Source organism: Dyella acidisoli (assembly GCF_030160295.1).
GTDB lineage: Bacteria > Pseudomonadota > Gammaproteobacteria > Xanthomonadales > Rhodanobacteraceae > Dyella_B > Dyella_B acidisoli.
On the sequence record NZ_BSOB01000010.1, the window covers coordinates 32,836 to 52,770 of the forward strand.

Below are 19,935 nucleotides of genomic sequence, written 5' to 3' on the forward strand. Positions count from 1 at the left end.
TGGCGAGCATAAACACTTCGCTCAATCCATCACCGCCAACACGCACTCATCCGCACCGAAACTGCGGCAACACACTTCGAAGATCGACAAGCCCTGCGATGCGATCACCGGTCCGAGCAAGCCTTCCAGATAACCGCTGAGGAACTTGCATCCGGAATGCCCATCTTCCGCGCACAGCGGACTGTTGCGGATGTGCAATTGGTTTCCGCTGTATTCGACTTCCAGCAGCGCGCTCAATGCGGGAACGCCTACGCGCGTCATCGCTGCTTCAAGATCCATCTTTGTATTCAACGCATGCTGACGCTGGAACACCCAGGCGCCCACACGCTGGCCTACCAGCAATAAGGACGATTCGCGCGCGCCCGGCTGCACGGATTGCTCCAGTTTCTTCACCAACGGGAATATCTGTGGGTAATCGTCCATCAGCTTCGGCAGCAGCTTTTCCACTGCAGCCTGGTCCGCTTCGAGCTGCACCATTTCCACGAACGGCTCTTCTGCCACCACCGGCGCAGGTGCAGGCACTGAAGCACGCATGAAATCGAACTCGGGCTCAGGCTCCGGTAGTGGTTCTGGTTTTGGTGCAGGCGCCGGCGTTGCCTCAGATACCTCGGGCGCTACGAGCTCAAATGCCGGCGAAACAGGACGAACATGCGGCACCAGCGCCACACCTGCTTGAAAGTTCGGTGTTTTCGTTTCGGCGGGCTTGGGAACCTTGCTTTCGACAATGGGTGCCGGCGCAGGCGCGGGTGGTGGCGGCGGAACGTAATCCTTGGCCACTGAACGCGCTGCGGCGAAATGCGGCTTCGGCGGTCCGTCGACGAACGGCGAAACCTCGAAGCTGATGATGCGCTCGTGCTTGTCCAACGTCGCTTCCAGCGCACGCTGCTTACGCTCCGGCCCACGCACGACCATCGTCAGCAGTACGCCGTTGCGATCATCCACCAGGCGCTGCCGCACCAGGGCAAAACCGGACGCTGCGACCACGCGTCCAACGTCCATAAGTAAGCCCTCTCGCGAAAGCGAGAGCGCCTGTAGTTCCAGCTCGATCATTAGGCCCCCCTGAGCTCGATGCTGGTAGTTGAATGCAGTTAGGCACGATGACCGGATTCGTTAAAAATTACCGTGATCCGTCGCAAGTCACGTGCAAGCCCCTGCTCATGACTGGCAAACACCATGCCAGAACATGTCATTTGAGGCCAATATCCGTCCACTCAGCCTGTGTAAGTTGGGGTGCAAACCCCAACTTCGGGTACCACCAAAAATCGCAACGCTGGGGTTTGCATCCCAACCTAAGCGTGCGCCGGCCCAGGTTTGCCGCGCCAGAAGGAAAACACCAACAGTACCGCCGCCAGCGCCAGGTAGGCGCCTGCAAATTGCAGCACGATCGAACGCATGCCTGCATCGAGCGTCCACGGCAAATACAAATTGCCGGCTGGCGTCACCGAATGGATCACGCCAAACAAAGTGAGCGCGCCGCCAAGCAAGGCGATCCACGACGCTTGGCGTGGCCTGCCTTCGATCATGGCAACAACGAAACTGGCCCAGATCATCGACGTGATGATGAAACCGTTGCCTAGCACGTTGATGACGGCAAGCTCGGAAATACCTTGTGATGCGTCGTTGTATAACGCGTTGAAGTGCTCGGGCGATACATAAGTGGGATCACCCAGCTTGATCGCGACCATGCGCGCGATGGCAGGAAAGAAACTGAACACCACGGCCGCGGCATGACGCACCGGCGTTGCCTCGAATGCCTGCGCGGTAATGCCGATGGCGACGAAGATCAGGATCGGCGCAAGCACCGCAAGCGGCAGCATTTCCACCAGGTTGGACAGGTAGCCGAAGATGCCGCCAAGACCGATCACGATGCCGGCCACCAAGGTGTAACCCGTGCGCGCGCCCATTGCGCGATACGCCGGCTGGCCGATGTACGGCGTCGTTTGCGCGACACCGCCGCAGAAACCGGCGATCAAAGTGGCCAGTGCTTCCACCAGCAGAATGTCGCGCGTGTTGTAGTTGTCGCCGGCAGCGCTTGCGCTCTCGGTGACGTTGATGCCGCCCACCACCATCAGCAATCCGAACGGCAGAATCAGCGGCAAATAGGGAATCGTCAGCGGCAGGCCATGCAGCCATTCCAACGTTGGCCACGGCAGTGCGAAGCGCCACTGCCATGCCGCCGCTGGATGATAGCCATGCCCCAGCCAGCCGAGCGGACCAAGCACTTCGTACAGCAGCACTCCGACGACGAACGCGACGAGCACGCCCGGCAGATTCCACGGCATATGGCCGCGCGCCACCAACGCATACAGCACCACGCCAAGACCGGCAAAACCAACCACCGGCACCTTCATGACTTCCACCAGCGGCAGAAAGCCCATCAGCACCAGTGCAATGCCGGCGATGGAACCAAGCAACCCCGCACGCGGCACGTGCCGCTGCACCATCGCACCGAAGAACGACAGCACCGTCTTGAACACGCCCATCACCACCAGCGATGCCATGCCCAACTGCCAAGTAGCGATCGCAGCAGCATGCTCGTCCATACCTGCCTGCTTGTAGCTGAGGAATGCAGGCCCCAGCACGAGCAGCGCCAAGCCGATCGTTGTCGGTGCATCCACACCCAGCGGCATGGCGGTGGTATCCGCTTTACCGGTGCGTTTCGCCACACGGCGTGCCATTACCGTGTAAGCAAGATTGCCAAGCAGGATGCCTAGCGTGGTGCCGGGAAACATTCGCGTGTAAACAAGATCAGCGGGAAAACCGAAGATGCCGATCAAGGCCGTGGCGAGAAACGCCATCACGGAAAGGTTATCCACCAGCAAACCCAGGAAGCCGTTGAAGTCGGCGCTGACGAAGAGGGGGATTTTGCTGCTGGATTGGGTCACAAGTTGTCTCACATGTTTCGGAATACGAACCCCCTCTCCCCTTCGGGGAGAGGGTTGGGGTGAGGGGCCGCGCTTGCCATGATGCTTGCGCCTATCGCGTCATCGCTTCACGTTCTTCAAGCGAGGAAAGTCGGCTCTATCGCAAGATTGTCCCCTCACCCTAACCCTCTCCCCAGAGGGGAGCGGGAATGAGAAGGCTAGAACGACACATCCGCCGGCTGCGTCACCCGCAACACCGACTGATCCCCTGTGCGCTGCTTCCACGCGGCGCGTATCGCCTCGATCTTGCCGCGGTTGTCGTTCGTATCAAGGTAATAGATCACCAGCAGTTTCGAATGCAGGCGTTCGGGCGCGGTTTCCTGCTTGCCTTGCCATTGGCCATATACGTCGATCACGGTCAGGCCGTCCGGAAAACGCGATGTGACTTCCTTGTCGAGAAAGCCACGCCATTGCGTTTCGCTGATGCCCTGCTCCGGGTGATCCGCAGGGCCAAGGCCGAAGTAGAGTTTGGTATCCACCCAGCCTTGCGTTTGCGCCGGATGCGCTGCATCGCCTTGCAAAGTAGAAGAAGCGGTAGGTGCGGAGGTGGTGGCACAGGCAGCGAGCTGCAACGCAAATACTGCGGCGAGCAGCGAACGGTGGATCTTCATGCATTCCCCTTCAAAACGTTTGGACGTCCAGATGCGTGCGTCCTGCACGCGAGTATTGATGACGGGCCGCCGCTTTCGCAACCAACCCTAGCGGATTGGCGCCAGCGACGTTTCAAACAAGCCTTCGCAATTTGTTGCGTCAGCACACCGTAAGCAATCCTTCATGCAGGGGCATAGCACCATAAGTAAAAAAATTCTTCCAATCTGTTTATTGACGTAGATTCAAGGGACTTACCAGCCATATCTCGAACTAACGAGCGTTGACCGCACCACGCGACCTAGACAAGTTCGCGTCATTACGATAAAAAAATTGTTACATCGCAGCATCGGGAGGGAGCCGGCGTTTAGATCGGCTTCTGCGGTGTTTTCGCTTGTCATTTAAGGCCATGCGGGCGCCAGTAAAGAAAGACTGGGCACGCGCTGTTTTTCGGCACATTTCGTTCCGGGGGAAGACCAGGCATGCATACATCCGCAGTTCGTCGTCACAAACCGCTTTGGCTTGCGCTGGCCGCCCTGATGCTGGGCACCGTCGGCACTGCGCACGCGGACAACACAACGCAAGCACCCAACACCAGTAGCAGCGACACGAACGAAAAGACGCACAAGAGCACCACGCTTTCCACGGTCAACGTCAATGCTCAATCGCTGGCCGGTGGCTTGATGGCCGTCCAGGATCAACCCAAGCAGGTATCGACGATCACCGCACAGGCGATCGCCGAAGTGCCGATCACGGCGGACTACACGCAGATCATCAACAGCGCGCCGGGTGTGAACTCTGCCTCCAGCGACGGCTTCGGTCTTACCGATGCCAGCAGCTACACCATCCGCGGCTTCAACGCGAGCGAGATCGGCGTAACGCTCGACGGCGTACCGGTGAACGATGCGGGCAACTACATTCCCTACGCTTCGGAATACGGCGAAGCGCGCAACTACGAATCCATCAATGTGTCGCAAGGCTCGGCGGATCTGGACATGCCGGATCTTGGCGCAGTCGGCGGCCACATCAGCTTCATCACCCGCACGCCTACGCAAAATTTCAACGTGTACGCGGGCCAGACGGTAGGCAGCAACAATGCGCTGAGCACCTTCTTGCGCATCAATACCGGCGCGATCGGTCCGGTGCGCAGCTGGATTTCGATATCGCGCAACTCGGACGACAAATGGCGTGGCGGCGGCTACAACCACATCGATCGCATCCAGGCCAAATCGGTGTGGACGATCGACGATAACGACAGCATTACCGCCAACTTCAACCTCAATCGCGAGCACAATTATTTCTACATGCCGCTGACCAAGGCACAGGCGGCGCAATACGGCTACAGCTACGACTACGGCACAACCTGGACGCCTACGCCTGCCGGTGGTTTCCCCGCCAGTTCGCTTTACAGCGACCCGGCCACAGTCACCCAGGTCAATTATTTCCGGTTGTTCCAGAACCCGTTCAAGTCGTGGGTAGCGAGCCTGGACGGCGAGTTCAAGTTCGGCAGCAATCTTTCGCTTTCCGTCATTCCCTACTTCCAGTTCGGTGACGGCAACGGCAGCTTCGGCGGATTCCTGCCGTTGCAGTTCGTCAACGGCAAGCCGGTGGTACAGGCGAATCAATTCACCGATGGTCAGTACACGGCGTACGAAGCGTACCGTCCGATCACCTATCGCCCAGGTATCAATGCCAAGTTCACGCTGGCACTGGGAATGGACAACACGCTCGACTGGGGTATCTGGTACGAGCGATCGCGCCAGCTGGAATACATCGACGCCTCTTACGTCGATCCGCAGACCGGCGCACCGGAGTCGGTGTGGGGCGACAATAAGCTGCTTACGTATAGCAACGGACAGATCTGGAAAAACTATTCCGAATACGACGTCACCACGGTGGAAAAAGCGTTCGTGGAAGACACCTGGACATTCAACGATGCATGGACGTTCAACGCCGGCGTGGCCTATCTGCATACCGAGCGCAACAATCAGTTCGTGCTGTACCCCGGCAATCCCGATCCGGTGGATTGGACGTCTTATCAGAACTCCGATAATCGCTACCACCGCTTCCTGCCGTCAGTAAGCGCCTCCTGGAAACTGGACGACAACAACCAGCTCTACTACAGCCTCACCCGCACCTTCCGCGCGCCGCCGGATGCCGCCACCTATGGCAATTCGCGACTCGGTTTACCAGCACCCTTGCCGGAAAGCGCGTGGTCCAACGAAATCGGTTGGCGCTTTACGCATGGGCCGCTCACACTGCACACCGATGCGTACCTCGCCAATATGGGCAATCGCACGGCGGTAGGTCTGGACCCGAACACCTTCATCAACTACTACATCAATGCAGGCCGAACGCGGATGGCCGGCTTGAACGCGGAAGGCAATCTGGACCTCGGGCATGGCTTCACGCTGTACAGCTCGTACACGTATACGCAGGCCAAGGTGGAGCAGGATCTCAACTTGCCCGCCACCGCGGATACCGCAGCTGCGTTCTATGCCACCAAAGGCAAGCAGTTCCCCGGCACGCCGCGCAACATGGCGTACCTGGGCGCGCGCTACTCGGCGAACGGCCTGACGCTGAATCTCAATGGCAAATTCACCGGCAGCGAGTACGGTGACTTTTTGAATACCGAGCGTGTGGCATCCAATTTCACGCTCAATGGCAGCGCCAGCTACGAGCTGCCGGATTTCAGCGTGCTGCATAAGCCGACGATTGCGATCAATGCGCTGAACCTGCTCAACCGCCGCTATTTGATGCTGCCGTCGAGTCCGACGCTTTCGGCGGAGACATCGTCGCCCACGTATTACGTGGGTGCGCCGAGGCAGTGGTATTTGACGCTTAGTACGGAGTTGTTCTAGCAGACAAGGCTCTTGTCGTGGCGTAGGTCGCCGTCAAAGTACACGCCTCCTCTTGGCCGTCATTCCTGCGAAAGCAGGAATCCATTTTCAAAGATGCATCAGAGCAAGATGGATTCCCGCTTTCGCGGGAATGACGGCGGTGAGGTTAGATGACTTTCATGGCAACCCACCAGTTGCCGCAGCGGTCAACTCTTTCGGCTGATAATGATCCGCGCCGCTCGATCACCCTTGATGTAAAGCCACAGCCAATTCAGCGCCACTAGCAGCCGATTTCGCACGCCGATCAAAAAGTAGATGTGCGCAATCGCCCATAAGATCCAGGCAGGTCGCCCACGCAGCCGCACCTTGCCGAAATCCACCACCGCCGTGTGCTTGCCAATGGTGGAGAGATTGCCGTAGTTGCGATAGCGGAATGGTGGCGGCAATGCGCTGTTTCGCAAACGTGCCTTGATCACGTCCGCCACGTAACGCCCTTCTTGTTTGGCCGCCGGAGCAAGACCCGGCACTGGCTTGCCGTTTTTCTGTTCTACCGTGGCCGCATCGCCGATCACGAAAATTTCCGGTTGCGCGGTAACACTAAGATCGGGCTCCACCTTCACGCGACCGGCCCTGTCCGCCAACACACCCAGCCACTGCGCCACCGGTGACGCGCGCACGCCGGCCGCCCAGAACACTGCACCCGCGCCAATGAACTGGTCCTTGCAGACAACGCCATCTTCGCGACATTCGGTGACCGGATGATTGAGCAGCACGTTGACGCCAAGCCGCTCCATGGTGTGCTGCGCGTAATCGGCAAGCGGTTCGGGAAAACCGGACAGCACGCGCGATGCCGCTTCGACCAGCACCACGCGCGCCTTGCGCGTATCGACGTGGCGAAAGTCTCCATGGATTTCTTCATGCGCCAGTTCGGCGATGGTGCAGGCAAGCTCCACGCCGGTGGCGCCAGCGCCGATTACCACAATGGTCTGCAGAAGCTGCCGCTTGGCGGGATCGGGCTCCCGCTCTGCCTGCTCGAACAACGTCAACAGGTGTTGCCGTATCGCCAGCGCGTCGCCCAGCGTCTTCAATCCTGGCGCGTACCGTGCCCATTCGTCGTGACCGAAGTAGGCATGCGTGGCGCCGGTGGCGAGCACCAGCGTGTCATAAGGAATACGCGAACCATCGGTGAGCAGCACGGCCTTGCCGGCAACGTCGACGCCGTTCACTTCGGCCATCAACGTGGTGATGTTCTTGAAGCGATGCAGCACGCGCCGAATCGGCCAGGCAATCTGCGAGATATCCAGCGCCGCACCCGCCACCTGATACAACAGCGGCTGGAAGACATGATGATTGCTGCGATCGATCAACGTGACGTCCACGGATTGGTTGCCTAGATGCCTCGCGGCTTCGAGGCCGCCAAAGCCGGCGCCGACAATGACGACGCGGTGTTGGTGGGAAGTGGGCTTCAAGATGGCGCTCCTTATGCAGGGCTAGATGATTAAGCTTGCAACGGATCATGCGGGACATAGCGCTTACGGTACTCGGCTGGCGTCACGCCCACATGCTTGGCAAACACTCGCCGGAACGTATCGACGTTTTGGAAACCACACTTCGCGGCCACTTGTTTCGGTGCGGCATGACCGGCTTCGAACAGCGCGCGGGCCGCGGCGACGCGCGCAGCTTCCACCCACGCTGCCGGCGTGCTGCCTACTTCGGCATGAAACAGGCGCGCGAAGTGACGCGGACTCAGGCCCGCGCGCTCGGCAAGCTCTGCAACGCTATGCTCCAACTCCGGATGCGCCATGATCCAGCGCTGGACTTCCTGCAACACGGAACGCCCCGCAGGCCGCGTTTCACCGCTACGGCTGAACTGCATTTGCCCACCGGGCCGCTTGAAGAACATCACCAATTGCGAAGCCACGCGCATGGCAATGTCGCGACCAAGGTCTTCCTCGACCAGCGATAGCGACAGATCCAACCCTGCTGTGACGCCCGCTGCCGTACGCAATTTTCCATCGCGTACGTAAAGCGCGTCTTCGTCCACAGTGACCGAGGGATGCTCCTGCCGCAGGCGATCTGCTGCTGCCCAATGCGTGGTGACGCGCTTACCTCGCAGCAGCCCGGTGCCGGCCAGCACGAATGCGCCGGTGCACACCGAGCCATATCGCCGAGCGCGGACAGCCATGCCGCGCAGCCAGGCCAGCGTCGCAGTCGGCATCGCATAGTCGGCAGCGTGCGGAGCGCCTGCCACCAGCAAGGTATCGACACGTTCGTCCGATTCGCAGGCCACCCGATCCGGCAGCAAGCGCACGCCCGACGAACTGATCAGCGGGCCGCGTTTGCAAGCGATCACTTGCAGCGCGTAGAACGCATGCCCCGCCTCGATATTGGCCTGGGCAAACACGTCGAGCGGGCCGGAAACATCCAGCAACTGCACACCGGGGCAGCGCCAGCAAGGCGATCGTCTTGGCCATGCCATGACTCCTGTGTCCGTGATCCACGGAGGATGGCAGTATATGACGTATCGCGCCATTTGATGCCATTTTGGATGCGAATGACACTGAGCCTGCTTCCACATGCAGGAGATACCTCATGAAACCCACGATCAACGGCGTTGGCGTTCCCGACAGCCAACTCGCACGCGAGATCACCGATCTGGTGCGCGATACCGCATCGCCACTGTTGTTCCACCATTCAAGCCGTGTCTATTACTTCGGCGCCCTGGCCGGCAAGCGCCGCGGCCTGTCGTTCGATGCCGAACTGCTCTACGCGGGCGCGATGTTCCATGACATGGGACTTACGCCTCAGCATCGCAGTGCCGACCAGCGCTTTGAAGTCGACGGCGCCAATGTGGCGCGCGATTTCCTGCGCAGCCACGGCATTGCCCAGGCGGATATCGATACGGTATGGACGGCCATTGCGTTGCACACCACGCCGGGCATTCCGGAGCATATGCATCCCGTAGTCGCGCTGGTGACGGCCGGCGTAGAGATGGACGTGCTTGGTATCGACTATCAGCGTTTCGGCGAGCGGGAACGCAACGCCGTCGTGCATGCACACCCGCGCGGCAGCCGCTTCAAGGAAGCCATCATCCAGACGTTCTACGACGGGATTCAGCACAAGCCGGCAACGACGTTCGGCAATGTCAAAGCAGACGTCATCGCCGATAAGCAACGTGGTTTTTTCCCTGGCAATTTCTGCAGTGTGATCCGCAGCTCAGCCTGGCCGGAATAGCATTCCTGCGGCAGGATGCGTAGTGCAAACGGGACTACGCATCACCGGGTGTCTCTGTTACCGTCACGCAGCCGACACCTATGGGGAAAACCGCTTATGCGCCTGCGCCGTCTTCAAGCCGGACTGCTTATTGCAATGGGCCTGCTCGCGTTGCCCGCTATCGCGGATACGCCGAAAGCCACACCCACCGCAAAGGAACTGATCGCCAAGTCCAAGTCGGAAGAATGGCGCACGCCCGACCCCGAGAATTTGCTTTACATGCAATTGCCGCAGGGTCGCGTGGTGATCGAACTGGCGCCGGACTTCACGCCGTTGCACGCCGCCAATATCCGGACGCTAGTGCGCGAACATTATTTCGACGGACTGGCGATCATTCGTGTGCAAGACAACTTCGTTACGCAATGGGGCGACCCCAACGATGACGACAATGGCGACAAGAGCAAGATCAAGCCGCTGGGCAGTGCCAAGCCCAAGCTTCCGCCGGAATACACGCGGGCCATCGATGCGAAACTGCCATGGACACCGCTGCCGGATGGCGACGTGTATGCGCCGCAGGTGGGATTCACTGAAGGCTTCCCCGCGGCGCGCGATCCGGCCAGCGGACGCGAATGGTTGGTGCATTGCTACGGCATGGTCGGCGTGGCACGTGACGTGGCTCCCGACAGTGGCAGCGGCAGTTCGCTCTACGTGGCAATCGGCCAGGCGCCACGCCAGATCGATCGCAACCTCGCCATCGCCGGCCGCGTGATCGAAGGCATGCCTTACCTTTCCGGCTTGCCTCGCGGTACCGGTCCGCTGGGTTTCTACACGCAGGCGGCACAGCGTGTACCGATCCTCTCGATGAAAGTGGCGGCCGATCTGCCTGCCGCCCAACGCGAGAAGCTGCAGGTGCTTCGCACGGATAGCGCCACCTTCAGCGCGATCATCGAAGCCAAGCGCAACCGGCACGATGCGTTCTATGCCTTACCTGCCGGAAAGATCGATCTCTGCAATATCGACGTGCCGGTGCGCACGGAATCTGCTGCAGATAGCAAGCATTGATGCTGCGTTTAACGCCCTCTCTCTGATGGAGAGGGCGCCTTACTCACTCACGCTCCACCTGAATCCGCGCCCAACCCTCTACACCCCATACACGTGATCTTCGCCTTGCTCACAGTTATGTTGAGCAGCTAGCGTGTTCACCCCGGCGTACCGCAAAGGCAGGAGTGATGAGGCTCGGTTTAAAAATGCTGGCCTGGATCGTGGGCGTGCTGCTGGTGCTGGTCGTTGCGCTGATCCTGCTCGTTGCTTTCTTCGATTGGAATCGGCTCAAGCCCACGATCGATGATGAGGTCAGCGCGGCCCTTGGCCGATCCTTCGTGATCAACGGCGATTTGACCGCAGCATGGCAGCGCGAGCCGAGCGAACCCAGTCTTCGCAGGCTGATGCCGTGGCCTACGTTCACGGCTCATGACATCCATATCGGCAATCCGCCTTGGGCCCGGCAATCGCAATTCGTAAAGCTCGATACATTGCAGCTTCGGATTTCTCCGCTGCCGTTGCTGCTGCATCACGCCTACATTCCCTTCGTGCGGCTCGACGGCTGGGGTGTGGATCTGGAGCGCACCAGCAAGGATCAGTCCAACTGGGAACTCAACCGCCCACAGAATGTGCAAGCTTCGAATTGGAAGCTCACCTTGGGCACGATCGCTTTCGACAAAGGCGACATTCTGCTGGATGACGCCAAGACACGGCTGAATCTGCACGTCACCATCGCGCCGCTGCAGCAAGCCATTCCATACGATCAACTGGTGGCGCAAGCCACCGACGAGTCACGTGCGGATGTGGGCCACAATGTGGGTAATGGGGTGAATACCGAAAAGACCACACCCGATACCTCTGACAAAGCCAAACACACGGCGTACCAATTTGCATGGACGGCAACCGGCACCTATCAAGGCACACCGGTCAACGGCAGCGGCAAAACCGGTGCGGTGCTGGCCTTGCAGCGCACAGATCAACCTTTCCCGGTGCAAGCGCGCTTGCACATTGGCGACAGCAAGATCGCGCTGGTCGGCACACTGACCGATCCCACGCATCTGGCTGCGCTGAATCTGCGTGTGTGGTTTGCCGGCACGAGCATGGCCAAGCTCTATCCGATCCTCGGCATCACCCTGCCCGACACGCCACCGTATGCGACAGAAGGCCATCTGTCGGCGGAACTGCATGCCCAAGGCAGTCGCTTCAGCTATCGCGATTTCAAAGGGCGTGTGGGCGAAAGCGATCTGGGTGGCAATCTGGAAGTCGTCACCGGCGGGCCACGCATGAAGCTTACCGGCGACGTGCATTCGCAATTGCTGCGCTTCGTTGATCTCGGACCGTTGGTAGGCGCAGACAGTACGGCGCAGAAACAGCAGCGCGGCGACACAACACCACAACCCAGGGATAAAGCGCTTCCGGTAGAACAGTTCCACACCAACCGCCTGCGCACCATGGACGCCGACGTCACGTTTGACGCGGCGCATATCGAGCACCCGGCTTCGCTGCCGATCGATGCGCTCAGCACGCATATCAATATAGACAACGGCGTCTTGAAACTCGATCCGCTGCATACGAGCGTGGCCGGCGGCACGATCGAGGGCAAGCTCAGCATGGATGCCAGTGCACAGCCCATGCGTACGGCGTTCGATCTGCGCGCACGCCATTTGCAATTGAAGCGACTGTTTCCGACCGTGAAATCCATGGAGAACAGCTTCGGCGAAATCAATGGCGACGTGACGATGAGTGGTGCCGGCGGCTCCGTATCGGAGCTGCTCAGCAACGCGAACGGCGATGTGAAGCTGCTGATGAACAACGGCGCGATCAGCAAGACATTGCTGGAAGCTGCCGGATTGAACGTGGCGAACGTGGTGGTGGAAAGGATGTTTGGTGACAAGACTGTGCAGATCAATTGCGCCGCCACCAACTTGGCTGGAACCAACGGCGTATTCACCAGCCGTCTGTTTGTGCTGGATACCGCCGATGCCACGATCAACGTCAACGGCACGATCAATTTCAGCAATGAGCAGCTGGATTTGGACGTGGTGCCGCATACCAAAGGCTTGCGTGTGTTCTCGCTGCGCTCTCCGCTTTACGTGAAAGGCACCTTCAAAGATCCGGACGTGGGCGTGAAGCCCGGACCGTTGCTGCTACGCGGTGGCGGTGCAGTGGCGCTTGCCGTGCTGGCAGCGCCTGCAGCGGCGTTGCTGGCAGTGATCGTGCCCAGCCGTGAAGCAGCAGAGTCGAACCAGTGTCAGCAGGTGCTATCGCAGTTGCGCAGTGGATCGCTGCCGAATGGGGGCAAGAAATAGCAACGGCGTAACCCGCACGGTCGTCATTCCCGCGAAAGCGGGAACCCATTTTGCTCTGATGCACAAGCGAAGATGGATTCCCGCTTTCGCGGGAATGACGGCAGTGAAGGTTACGCCCTGCATATACGCGAACGAATCACCAGGAAGCTTGGACTAGAATAGCCGGTCTCATCCAATCGCTTCCGTCTCATGCAGCCCGTCACCAAGGCCCGCCTGCAAATTCATTTCTGCGTACTGCTATGGGGCTTTACGGCCATCCTCGGCAAGCTGATCACGCTGCCGGCCATGGCGCTGGTGTGGTGGCGCATGCTGCTGGTAACGGGCGCTTTGCTATTGATACCCAAAGTGCGACGCGGCCTGCAGGCGATGCCGATGAAGCTGCGCCTGGCGTATGCAGGTATCGGCATGCTGGTGGCCTTGCATTGGCTGACGTTCTACGCGGCCATCAAACTTGCCAATGCCTCGGTCGGAGCAACATGCATTGCGTTAGGGCCAGCGTTTCTTGCTTTTGTCGAACCATGGATCGCCAAGCGACGCTTCGATGCGCGCGAACTGGTGATCGCCATTGCGGTGGTACCTGGCGTCGCCATGGTGGCCGGTGGCGTGCCGGGGCACATGCGCTTGGGTATCGCGGTGGGCGTGGTGTCCGCGTTGCTGGTGGCGCTATTCAGTTCGTTCAATAAGCGCATGGTTGATCACGGCGATCCCCTTACCGTTACCTGTATTGAACTCGGCACAGGCACCCTGCTGCTCACGCTGCTCGCGCCGTTGCTGCCGCACAATGGATCGGCATTTCAGCTTCCCGACCTGCACGATGCGTTGCTGCTGTTGCTGCTGTCGTTCGGCTGCACACTGCTGCCGTTCTCGCTGGTGCTGGTGGCCTTGCGTCACGTCAGCGCGTTTGCGATGCAGATGATCACCAACCTCGAACCTGTCTATGCGATTGTGCTGGCGGTGGTATTGCTTGGCGAACAGCGCCAGTTGGACGGCTGGTTCTATGCGGGTGTGGTGGTGATTCTTGCGTCCGTGTTTGCGCACCCCTTGCTGCATCGGAAGGAACAAGCGCCGGTGCAAGCGGAATTGCTGGGGACGGTGGAAAGTCACAACGTCGATTGAACGCCCCTCTCCTCCGGGAGAGGGGTTGGGGTGAGGGTGCGATCAACGCGCGATGATGAAACTCGCGCAAGACGTTGACGTCACGCTTCGCCCGAACCCTCACCCGCCTCTCGGCACCCTCTCCTGAAGGGAGAGGGACTCACTGAGACATATTCTCGCGCCACACCATCAACGCTTCGTCAATCGATCGCGCATGAAATCAATAAACGCCCGTACCTTTGCCGGTGGCTGCGGGTCCGGATACACCGCGTGGATACCGCCTTCCAACAACTGATATTGCGCGAGCAGCACCTGCAGGCGTCCGGCTTGGATATCGTCTTCCGCCAGGTAATCCGGCAATACGGATAGGCCGGCGCCAGCCAACACCAGCGCGCGAATCGCCGCAGCGTTGTTGGCCTGCATCACTTGGCGCATGCGCACCACGCGGCGAGTACGACCACGAGTGAAAGTCCAGCGCAACGGTGTGACAAGCGCGGACATGGCGATCCATCCATGCATGGCCACATCCTCCGGCCTGCGCGGCACGCCGTGCTCGGCCAGATACGCGGGCGCTGCCACCAGCAGCTGACGAAAGTTTCCTAGCCGCGTCGCGCGCAGATTGGAATCGCGCAGCCAGCCGATGCGGATCGCCAGGTCGAAACGCTCGGCAATGAGATCGCTGATCTGGTCGTTGATCACCAGATCCACTTGCACACGTGGATGCAGTCGGTGAAATTCCGCCAGCGCCGGCGCTACCACTGCGGTACCGTAATCCGTCGACGTGGTGAGGCGCAGCGTGCCTGCTGGTGTGCTGCGTTGATCGCCCACCCGCTCGATGGCCGCTTCGGCTTGTTCGAGCAGTGGCACGCAATCGGCATGAAAGGCCGCACCTGCTTCGGTCAGCGCCATGCGCCGTGTGCTGCGCACGATCAGTGTGACGCCCAGTTCACGCTCCAGGCGCAACATATGCTGGCTGACCATGGCCTTGGTCATGCCTAGTTGCGCCGCCGCCGCAGTGAATGAGCCGGCGCGCACTAGCGCCACGAAAATGGCCAGTCTATTGAGGTTTACGTCTCGTCCCATGCACAAATCATTGTAAACTATTCATTGACAGTCAATTACGCATTAGTCCGCTTATCGTTCCAATCTGGAAAGCGCATGCTTTCGAGCCATCGATTCCCAGACGGAGATACCCCTCATGAAAGTGATCCTGTTCGGCGCCACCGGCCATATCGGCCGCGGCATCCTCGAAGAAGCACTAGCGCGTGGCCATGACGTCACCGCGATCGTGCGCGATACCGGCCGGCTCACGCAGCAGCACGAAAGGCTGCAGGTGGTGGTGGGTACTGTCGAACAAACGGCATCCTGGTCGGCTTATGCCAAGCATGCCGATGCAGTGATCGCCAGCCTGTCCGCACGGCGCGACGGCAACATGGAAGACGTGCCAAACACCGCGCAGACACTGCTTCAAACGCTCAACGGCACCCACGCCAAGCGCCTGCTATGGGTGGGTGGCGCCGGCAGCCTGGAAGTCGCGCCGGGGGTGAAGGTGATCGACAATCCACACTTCCCCGCCGCGTGGAAGCCGGAAGCATTGGCGCAGGCCCGAGCGCTGGATGTATTCCGCACCAGCAAGACCGACGTCGACTGGACTTACGTCAGCCCGGCTGCCCTGATTGAAGATGGGGAACGTTCCGGCAAGTACCGCGTGGGTGGTGAGCAGTTGCTGGTGGATGACAAGGGTGTAAGCCGCATCACGGTGCCCGATTACGCGGCTGCTGTGCTTGATCGCGTGGAGAAGAACGACGCGCTGCGGCAGCGTATTACGGTGGCGTATTAAGTCGCCGCGAGGCTGCTGAGTTGAATCCCTCTCCCCTCCGGGGAGAGGAGCCTGCCCCCGACTCGATCGGGGGTTAGGCTGTGGGGCCAACCTCGCTCGATGCGAAACTGTGCGAAAGTCAAAGTAGACGCTTTGCTCTTACTATGTGCTTCTTCGCAAGCCCTGCCCCTCGCCCTAACCCCCGATCGAGTCGGGGGCAGGCTCCTCTCCCCGGAGGGGAGAGGGGATCAAACCCACGAGCCGCCATGAACTACCGCCACGCCTATCACGCAGGCAACTTCGCCGATGTCCTCAAGCACAGCGTGCTGTTTGCGTTGATCCAGGCACTGAAGGCAAAAGACACGCCGTTCGCACTGATCGACACACATGCCGGCAGCGGCTGCTACGCACTCGACAGCGAAGAAGCCGGCAAGACCGGTGAATACCGCGAAGGCATTACGCGCTTGTTGTTTCCCGATCTACAGCGCTCGGAACAAACACCGTTGCCGCCGCTGCTGCGCCATTGGCTCGATGCCATCCTTGCCCTGCCCGGCAACGAACACGGCCTGAAGCTGTATCCAGGCTCGCCATTGCAGGCAGCGCTGACGATGCGCGCGACGGACAGTGTGCAGTTGTGCGAATTGCATCCGGAAGAAGTCTCACGCCTGCGCGAACTGTTCCATCATGATCATCGCGTGCACGTGCATCACCGCAACGGTTACGAAGCACTGAAAGCGTTGCTGCCGCCGAAGGAGAAACGCGGGCTGGTGCTGATCGATCCGCCTTATGAGGCGCAGGACAGCGAGTTCCGCCTGATCGAAGCAGCCTTGCAAACAGCCTTGCAACGCTGGCCCAACGGTATCTATGCGGTCTGGTATCCGATCAAGTTGCGCAGCCAGTCGCAACCATTTCTACGTTGGTTGCAGCGCTGCGGCGCGCGGCGTGTGCTGCAGGCCGAACTGCTGGTGCATCCAGACGATTCGCCGCTGCGCCTCAACGGATCGGGCATGGCCATCATCAATGCGCCATGGAATCTGCACCAGGTGTTGCATGAACCTCTGCAAGCCATGGCACGCCTGTTGTCGCAGGAGCGTGCGGCGGCATGGCGCCTGAATTGGCTGGTACAGGAGAACGACACGCAAGCCTTACAAGCGCATCACGCCAAGCCGCTACCGCGACCGAAGCGTCCCCGCTAAGCTCGAAGGCAGTTGCACGTTCGTTGAAGGGAAACGCCATGAACATCCGCACTGCTCTCCGTCCACTCGCCCCGTTGTCGCTGCTGCTATTGGTGGCATGCGCACCGGCGCCCATCTACAAGGCCGCACCCGGCACAACCGTTGCGGCTGCACCCGCGGAAGTGGCGCATTCACCGGAGCAATATGGTAACGGCTCGGTGATCTGGGGTGGCAGCGTGGTCGGCGTGCATAACTTCCCCGATCACACGGAAATGGAGATCCTGGCTTATCCGCTGGATTCCTCGCAACGTCCGAAGCCGAATGCGCAGGGCCTCGGTCGCTTCATCGCCGTCTTTCCAGGCTATCTCGAAGCATTCAATTATCCGAATGGCGCTCTCGTGACACTGACCGGACAACTCAGCGGCAGCCGCGCAGGCACGGTGGATCAGGCGGTTTACACCTATCCGCTGGTGAGCGTGGCGCAGTCGCATCGTTGGACAGCCGATGAGCTGCGCCAAGGGCATCCCAACATCAGTTTCGGCGTGGGCGTTGGCGTAGGTATTCACTAACGCATGGCCGGCCGCGCCAATTCGCTCAAGCCCATTCTGCTGGCGCTGGGTGCGAACTTCGCGATCTTCCTCTCCAAGTTGGCGGCGGCCATCATCACCGGCTCCGGCGCGATGCTGGCTGAGGCTGTCCATTCGCTAGCCGATTGCGGCAACCAGGGTTTGTTGCTGCTCGGTATGCGGCAAGCGAAAAGGCCGCCGTCCGACGAATATCCGCTGGGGTGGGGCCGCGCGTTGTATTTCTGGTCGTTCGTGGTGGCGTTGCTGTTGTTCGCAGTAGGCGGCTTGTTTTCGATCTACGAAGGCGTGCACAAGCTCTCCGAACCCGAACCATTGCGCTGGCCGTGGCTGGCGCTCGGCGTGCTGCTGTTCGGCATCGTGATGGAAAGCATCTCCATGCACGGCTGCCTGCGGGAAGTGAACCAGGCGCGCGGTGAGCAAACCTTATGGCGCTGGTTTCGCGAAACGCGCTCCAGCGAGCTGCTGGTGATCTTCGGCGAGGATCTCGCCGCCCTGCTCGGCTTGTGCCTGGCCGCGCTGGCCATCGGCGCCACCATGCTCACCGGCAATCTGCTGTTCGATGCCCTGGGTACCATCAGCATCGGCGTGCTGCTGATAGTGGTGGCGATCGCCCTGGCGATCGAGGTGAAAGCCTTGCTGATCGGCCAAGGCGTGGAACCACGCCGCCGCGCGGAACTGCTTGCGTTCCTGAGTGATCGCCCGGAAGTGGCTGAGGTGCTCAATCTGATCACACTGCAAATGGGCCCGGATGTGATGGTGGCAGTGAAAGCGCGCATGGCGCCCACGCCCGACAACCTCAGCCTGATCGAAGCGATCAACACCGTGGAGCGAGAGATGAAAGCCCGCTTCACGGAAGTCCGCTGGAGCTTTTTTGAGCCGGACGTAGCCGACTGAAAACCTGCGGCACCTTGCTGCATCGCGGGAATTTGACGACAAGAATGGCCCCTTACACCCGATTGACGCCAACCAATCGGGCAAAACAGGCCGCCCGCATTCATGCTGCAGTGCAAACAATACGCTATAGTACGGGTATGAACATGACCTCTGCCCGCGACACCTACCCCCGCCACGCGCAGCTGCCGCCGCCCAGCCGCGAGCGCTACGCGCCTTCGCCGGTTTCCGGCAAACCCCGTGGCGAGGCGGTGCGTACCGCTGATGGACGCGAACTCATTCTCCGTAGCATCGAGCCCGGCGACATGGCTGCTGTGCAACGTTGCTTCAAACGCCTGCCATCGCAAGATGTGCGCCGCCGTTTCATGCATGCGATGTCCGAGCTGCCTTCACCGATGGCGCAGCGGCTGTGCCGCATCGATCCGGAACTGGAAGCCGCTTACGTCTTGATCGATGAAACCGTGAAACCGGCCGAGCTGCGCGGCGTGGGCCGCATCTTCGTCGACATCGCCAGCAACACGGCAGAATTTTCCGTACTGGTAGAACGCGAATGGACGCGTATCGGCCTCGGCGCGCTACTGATGCAACGCCTGGTCGACGAATGCCGCCGCCGTGGCTTGAGCGAAATCTGGGGCTATGTGCTGATGGAAAATCGCCCCATGCTCGATCTGTGCAAGGAGCTGGGTTTCGTCGCCAAGATGGTGCCGGGTGAAGCGAGTACGGCGCAGATCAGCCTGAAGCTTTAAATAGGCTGGGATGCCAACCTACGCGACGGGTTGAAGCGCGGTAAAACAAGCTACTTTGCCGTGTTGCTTGATCTCTACGTCAACGAAGTGACAGCGCAGCGCTTGCTCCAAACCTTCCAACGTATCGGCGCGATTCCCGAAAATCCCTTTCTTGTTGTAGACGCCCATCAGCTTGCGGCCGAGCGCGTTGTGCCCTGCTGCGTCGCCGAGGATGGTAGCGCCGTAAAGTACGCCTCCGCGGGCAAGATGCTGTTTCAAGTGATCGAATACGGAGGCCTTGCTCGCCATCTCGCCCGGCAGGCAATGCAACAGATAGAACAGCGCGATCGAGTCGTACTTGCGATCGCCCAAAGCGCCCAAGGGCTGCATCACGTCCTGCACGAACCAGCTGACATCCGCGCGCCCCAGCCGTGCGGCAGCGGTACCCAGGCTGTTCTCATTCAGATCAAGCAGCGACAGTTCTTTCGCGGGGCCAAAGCCTGCATGTTCGAGATAGAAGCCTGTTCCTACGCCGACATCGAGATGCCGAGCGCCGACGTGCTTGCGATAGAACGGCAGCAACACGTCCTCGGTGGAGCACTGCCAAGCCCAACGGTTGGAAACACCCAGCACCCACCAGTCGTAAAGCTTAAGCACCCACGGTGAGTACACGGCTGCGCCGGCCTGGGTATCGAGTGAAGTTCCGTCGATGGGCATGGATAAGGGCA

17 protein-coding genes are annotated in these 19,935 nt (G+C 60.1%); 10 read left to right on the top strand and 7 right to left on the bottom strand.

The features are described from left to right. Positions 1-21: 21 nt before the first annotated feature. From QQJ86_RS04940 to QQJ86_RS04950, 3 genes are all read right to left on the bottom strand, one after another. Positions 22-1,050, bottom strand: coding sequence for a hypothetical protein (locus QQJ86_RS04940; RefSeq protein WP_284319812.1), 1,029 nt, complete (start codon positions 1,048-1,050; stop codon positions 22-24). A 239-nt stretch (positions 1,051-1,289) separates the two neighbouring features. Further along, positions 1,290-2,885: a SulP family inorganic anion transporter gene (locus tag QQJ86_RS04945; RefSeq protein ID WP_284319813.1), complete on the bottom strand. Its 1,596-nt coding sequence runs from the start codon at positions 2,883-2,885 to the stop codon at positions 1,290-1,292. Positions 2,886-3,082: 197 nt separating this feature from the next. After that, complete coding sequence (locus QQJ86_RS04950) at positions 3,083-3,535, bottom strand: DUF3574 domain-containing protein (RefSeq protein WP_284319814.1); 453 nt, start codon at positions 3,533-3,535, stop codon at positions 3,083-3,085. Positions 3,536-3,994: 459 nt separating this feature from the next. On the opposite strand from QQJ86_RS04950, the gene QQJ86_RS04955 reads away from it, so the two are divergent. After that, on the top strand, positions 3,995-6,373 hold the full coding sequence (locus tag QQJ86_RS04955; protein WP_284319815.1) for a TonB-dependent receptor family protein: 2,379 nt from the start codon (positions 3,995-3,997) through the stop codon (positions 6,371-6,373). Positions 6,374-6,558: 185 nt separating this feature from the next. Here QQJ86_RS04955 and QQJ86_RS04960 read toward each other — a convergent pair whose 3' ends face one another. Further along, positions 6,559-7,821 (bottom strand): NAD(P)/FAD-dependent oxidoreductase, encoded by a 1,263-nt coding sequence (locus QQJ86_RS04960; protein ID WP_425604578.1) that lies wholly within the window; start codon positions 7,819-7,821, stop codon positions 6,559-6,561. Between the two features lie 29 nt (positions 7,822-7,850). After that, on the bottom strand, positions 7,851-8,831 hold the full coding sequence (locus tag QQJ86_RS04965) for a GlxA family transcriptional regulator (RefSeq protein ID WP_284319816.1): 981 nt from the start codon (positions 8,829-8,831) through the stop codon (positions 7,851-7,853). A 113-nt stretch (positions 8,832-8,944) separates the two neighbouring features. Here QQJ86_RS04965 and QQJ86_RS04970 point away from each other — a divergent pair, with 113 nt between their 5' ends. The 4 genes from QQJ86_RS04970 to QQJ86_RS04985 all read left to right on the top strand — a co-directional run bounded on the left by QQJ86_RS04970 (position 8,945) and on the right by QQJ86_RS04985 (position 14,031). Continuing rightward, a complete protein-coding gene (locus tag QQJ86_RS04970) occupies positions 8,945-9,586 on the top strand; it encodes an HD domain-containing protein (protein ID WP_284319817.1) in 642 nt (213 codons plus the stop codon). 96 nt (positions 9,587-9,682) lie between these two features. Continuing rightward, complete coding sequence (locus tag QQJ86_RS04975) at positions 9,683-10,627, top strand: peptidylprolyl isomerase (protein ID WP_284319818.1); 945 nt, start codon at positions 9,683-9,685, stop codon at positions 10,625-10,627. Between the two features lie 167 nt (positions 10,628-10,794). Beyond that, positions 10,795-12,915, top strand: a complete 2,121-nt coding sequence (locus QQJ86_RS04980) for an AsmA family protein (protein WP_284319819.1) — start codon at positions 10,795-10,797, stop codon at positions 12,913-12,915. 189 nt (positions 12,916-13,104) lie between these two features. Continuing rightward, complete coding sequence (locus tag QQJ86_RS04985) at positions 13,105-14,031, top strand: DMT family transporter (RefSeq protein WP_284319820.1); 927 nt, start codon at positions 13,105-13,107, stop codon at positions 14,029-14,031. 168 nt (positions 14,032-14,199) lie between these two features. On the opposite strand, the gene QQJ86_RS04990 is transcribed toward QQJ86_RS04985, so the two are convergent. Beyond that, positions 14,200-15,093, bottom strand: a complete 894-nt coding sequence (locus QQJ86_RS04990; RefSeq protein WP_284319821.1) for a LysR family transcriptional regulator — start codon at positions 15,091-15,093, stop codon at positions 14,200-14,202. Between the two features lie 115 nt (positions 15,094-15,208). On the opposite strand from QQJ86_RS04990, the gene QQJ86_RS04995 reads away from it, so the two are divergent. The 5 genes from QQJ86_RS04995 to QQJ86_RS05015 all read left to right on the top strand — a co-directional run bounded on the left by QQJ86_RS04995 (position 15,209) and on the right by QQJ86_RS05015 (position 19,228). After that, a complete protein-coding gene (locus QQJ86_RS04995; RefSeq protein ID WP_284319822.1) occupies positions 15,209-15,850 on the top strand; it encodes an NAD(P)-dependent oxidoreductase in 642 nt (213 codons plus the stop codon). A gap of 245 nt (positions 15,851-16,095) precedes the next feature. Then, positions 16,096-17,025 (top strand): 23S rRNA (adenine(2030)-N(6))-methyltransferase RlmJ, encoded by a 930-nt coding sequence (locus QQJ86_RS05000; protein WP_284319823.1) that lies wholly within the window; start codon positions 16,096-16,098, stop codon positions 17,023-17,025. 38 nt (positions 17,026-17,063) lie between these two features. Then, positions 17,064-17,573: a Slp family lipoprotein gene (locus QQJ86_RS05005; RefSeq protein ID WP_284319824.1), complete on the top strand. Its 510-nt coding sequence runs from the start codon at positions 17,064-17,066 to the stop codon at positions 17,571-17,573. A gap of 3 nt (positions 17,574-17,576) precedes the next feature. Beyond that, positions 17,577-18,485, top strand: a complete 909-nt coding sequence (locus tag QQJ86_RS05010; protein WP_284319825.1) for a cation diffusion facilitator family transporter — start codon at positions 17,577-17,579, stop codon at positions 18,483-18,485. Positions 18,486-18,628: 143 nt separating this feature from the next. Continuing rightward, on the top strand, positions 18,629-19,228 hold the full coding sequence (locus QQJ86_RS05015; protein WP_284319826.1) for a GNAT family N-acetyltransferase: 600 nt from the start codon (positions 18,629-18,631) through the stop codon (positions 19,226-19,228). Between the two features lie 18 nt (positions 19,229-19,246). Here the strand turns inward: QQJ86_RS05015 and QQJ86_RS05020 are convergent, their stop codons facing one another. After that, positions 19,247-19,924 carry a class I SAM-dependent methyltransferase gene (locus QQJ86_RS05020; protein WP_284319827.1) on the bottom strand — a complete coding sequence of 226 codons (678 nt, stop codon included), beginning with the start codon at positions 19,922-19,924 and terminating at the stop codon, positions 19,247-19,249. Positions 19,925-19,935 lie beyond the last annotated feature (11 nt).

Excerpts from the sequence above, each read along its gene's own strand:
- QQJ86_RS05015 (WP_284319826.1), top strand. The coding sequence starts at position 18,629 with ATGACCTCTGCCCGCGACACCTACCCCCGCCACGCGCAGCTGCCGCCG.
- QQJ86_RS05020 (WP_284319827.1), bottom strand. The coding sequence starts at position 19,924 with ATGCCCATCGACGGAACTTCACTCGATACCCAGGCCGGCGCAGCCGTG.
- QQJ86_RS04950 (WP_284319814.1), bottom strand. The coding sequence starts at position 3,535 with ATGAAGATCCACCGTTCGCTGCTCGCCGCAGTATTTGCGTTGCAGCTC.
- QQJ86_RS04985 (WP_284319820.1), top strand. The coding sequence starts at position 13,105 with ATGCAGCCCGTCACCAAGGCCCGCCTGCAAATTCATTTCTGCGTACTG.
- QQJ86_RS04980 (WP_284319819.1), top strand. The coding sequence starts at position 10,795 with ATGAGGCTCGGTTTAAAAATGCTGGCCTGGATCGTGGGCGTGCTGCTG.
- QQJ86_RS04975 (WP_284319818.1), top strand. The coding sequence starts at position 9,683 with ATGCGCCTGCGCCGTCTTCAAGCCGGACTGCTTATTGCAATGGGCCTG.
- QQJ86_RS04965 (WP_284319816.1), bottom strand. The coding sequence starts at position 8,831 with ATGGCATGGCCAAGACGATCGCCTTGCTGGCGCTGCCCCGGTGTGCAG.
- QQJ86_RS05005 (WP_284319824.1), top strand. The coding sequence starts at position 17,064 with ATGAACATCCGCACTGCTCTCCGTCCACTCGCCCCGTTGTCGCTGCTG.
- QQJ86_RS04955 (WP_284319815.1), top strand. The coding sequence starts at position 3,995 with ATGCATACATCCGCAGTTCGTCGTCACAAACCGCTTTGGCTTGCGCTG.
- QQJ86_RS04970 (WP_284319817.1), top strand. The coding sequence starts at position 8,945 with ATGAAACCCACGATCAACGGCGTTGGCGTTCCCGACAGCCAACTCGCA.
- QQJ86_RS04990 (WP_284319821.1), bottom strand. The coding sequence starts at position 15,093 with ATGGGACGAGACGTAAACCTCAATAGACTGGCCATTTTCGTGGCGCTA.
- QQJ86_RS05010 (WP_284319825.1), top strand. The coding sequence starts at position 17,577 with ATGGCCGGCCGCGCCAATTCGCTCAAGCCCATTCTGCTGGCGCTGGGT.
- QQJ86_RS05000 (WP_284319823.1), top strand. The coding sequence starts at position 16,096 with ATGAACTACCGCCACGCCTATCACGCAGGCAACTTCGCCGATGTCCTC.
- QQJ86_RS04940 (WP_284319812.1), bottom strand. The coding sequence starts at position 1,050 with ATGATCGAGCTGGAACTACAGGCGCTCTCGCTTTCGCGAGAGGGCTTA.
- QQJ86_RS04995 (WP_284319822.1), top strand. The coding sequence starts at position 15,209 with ATGAAAGTGATCCTGTTCGGCGCCACCGGCCATATCGGCCGCGGCATC.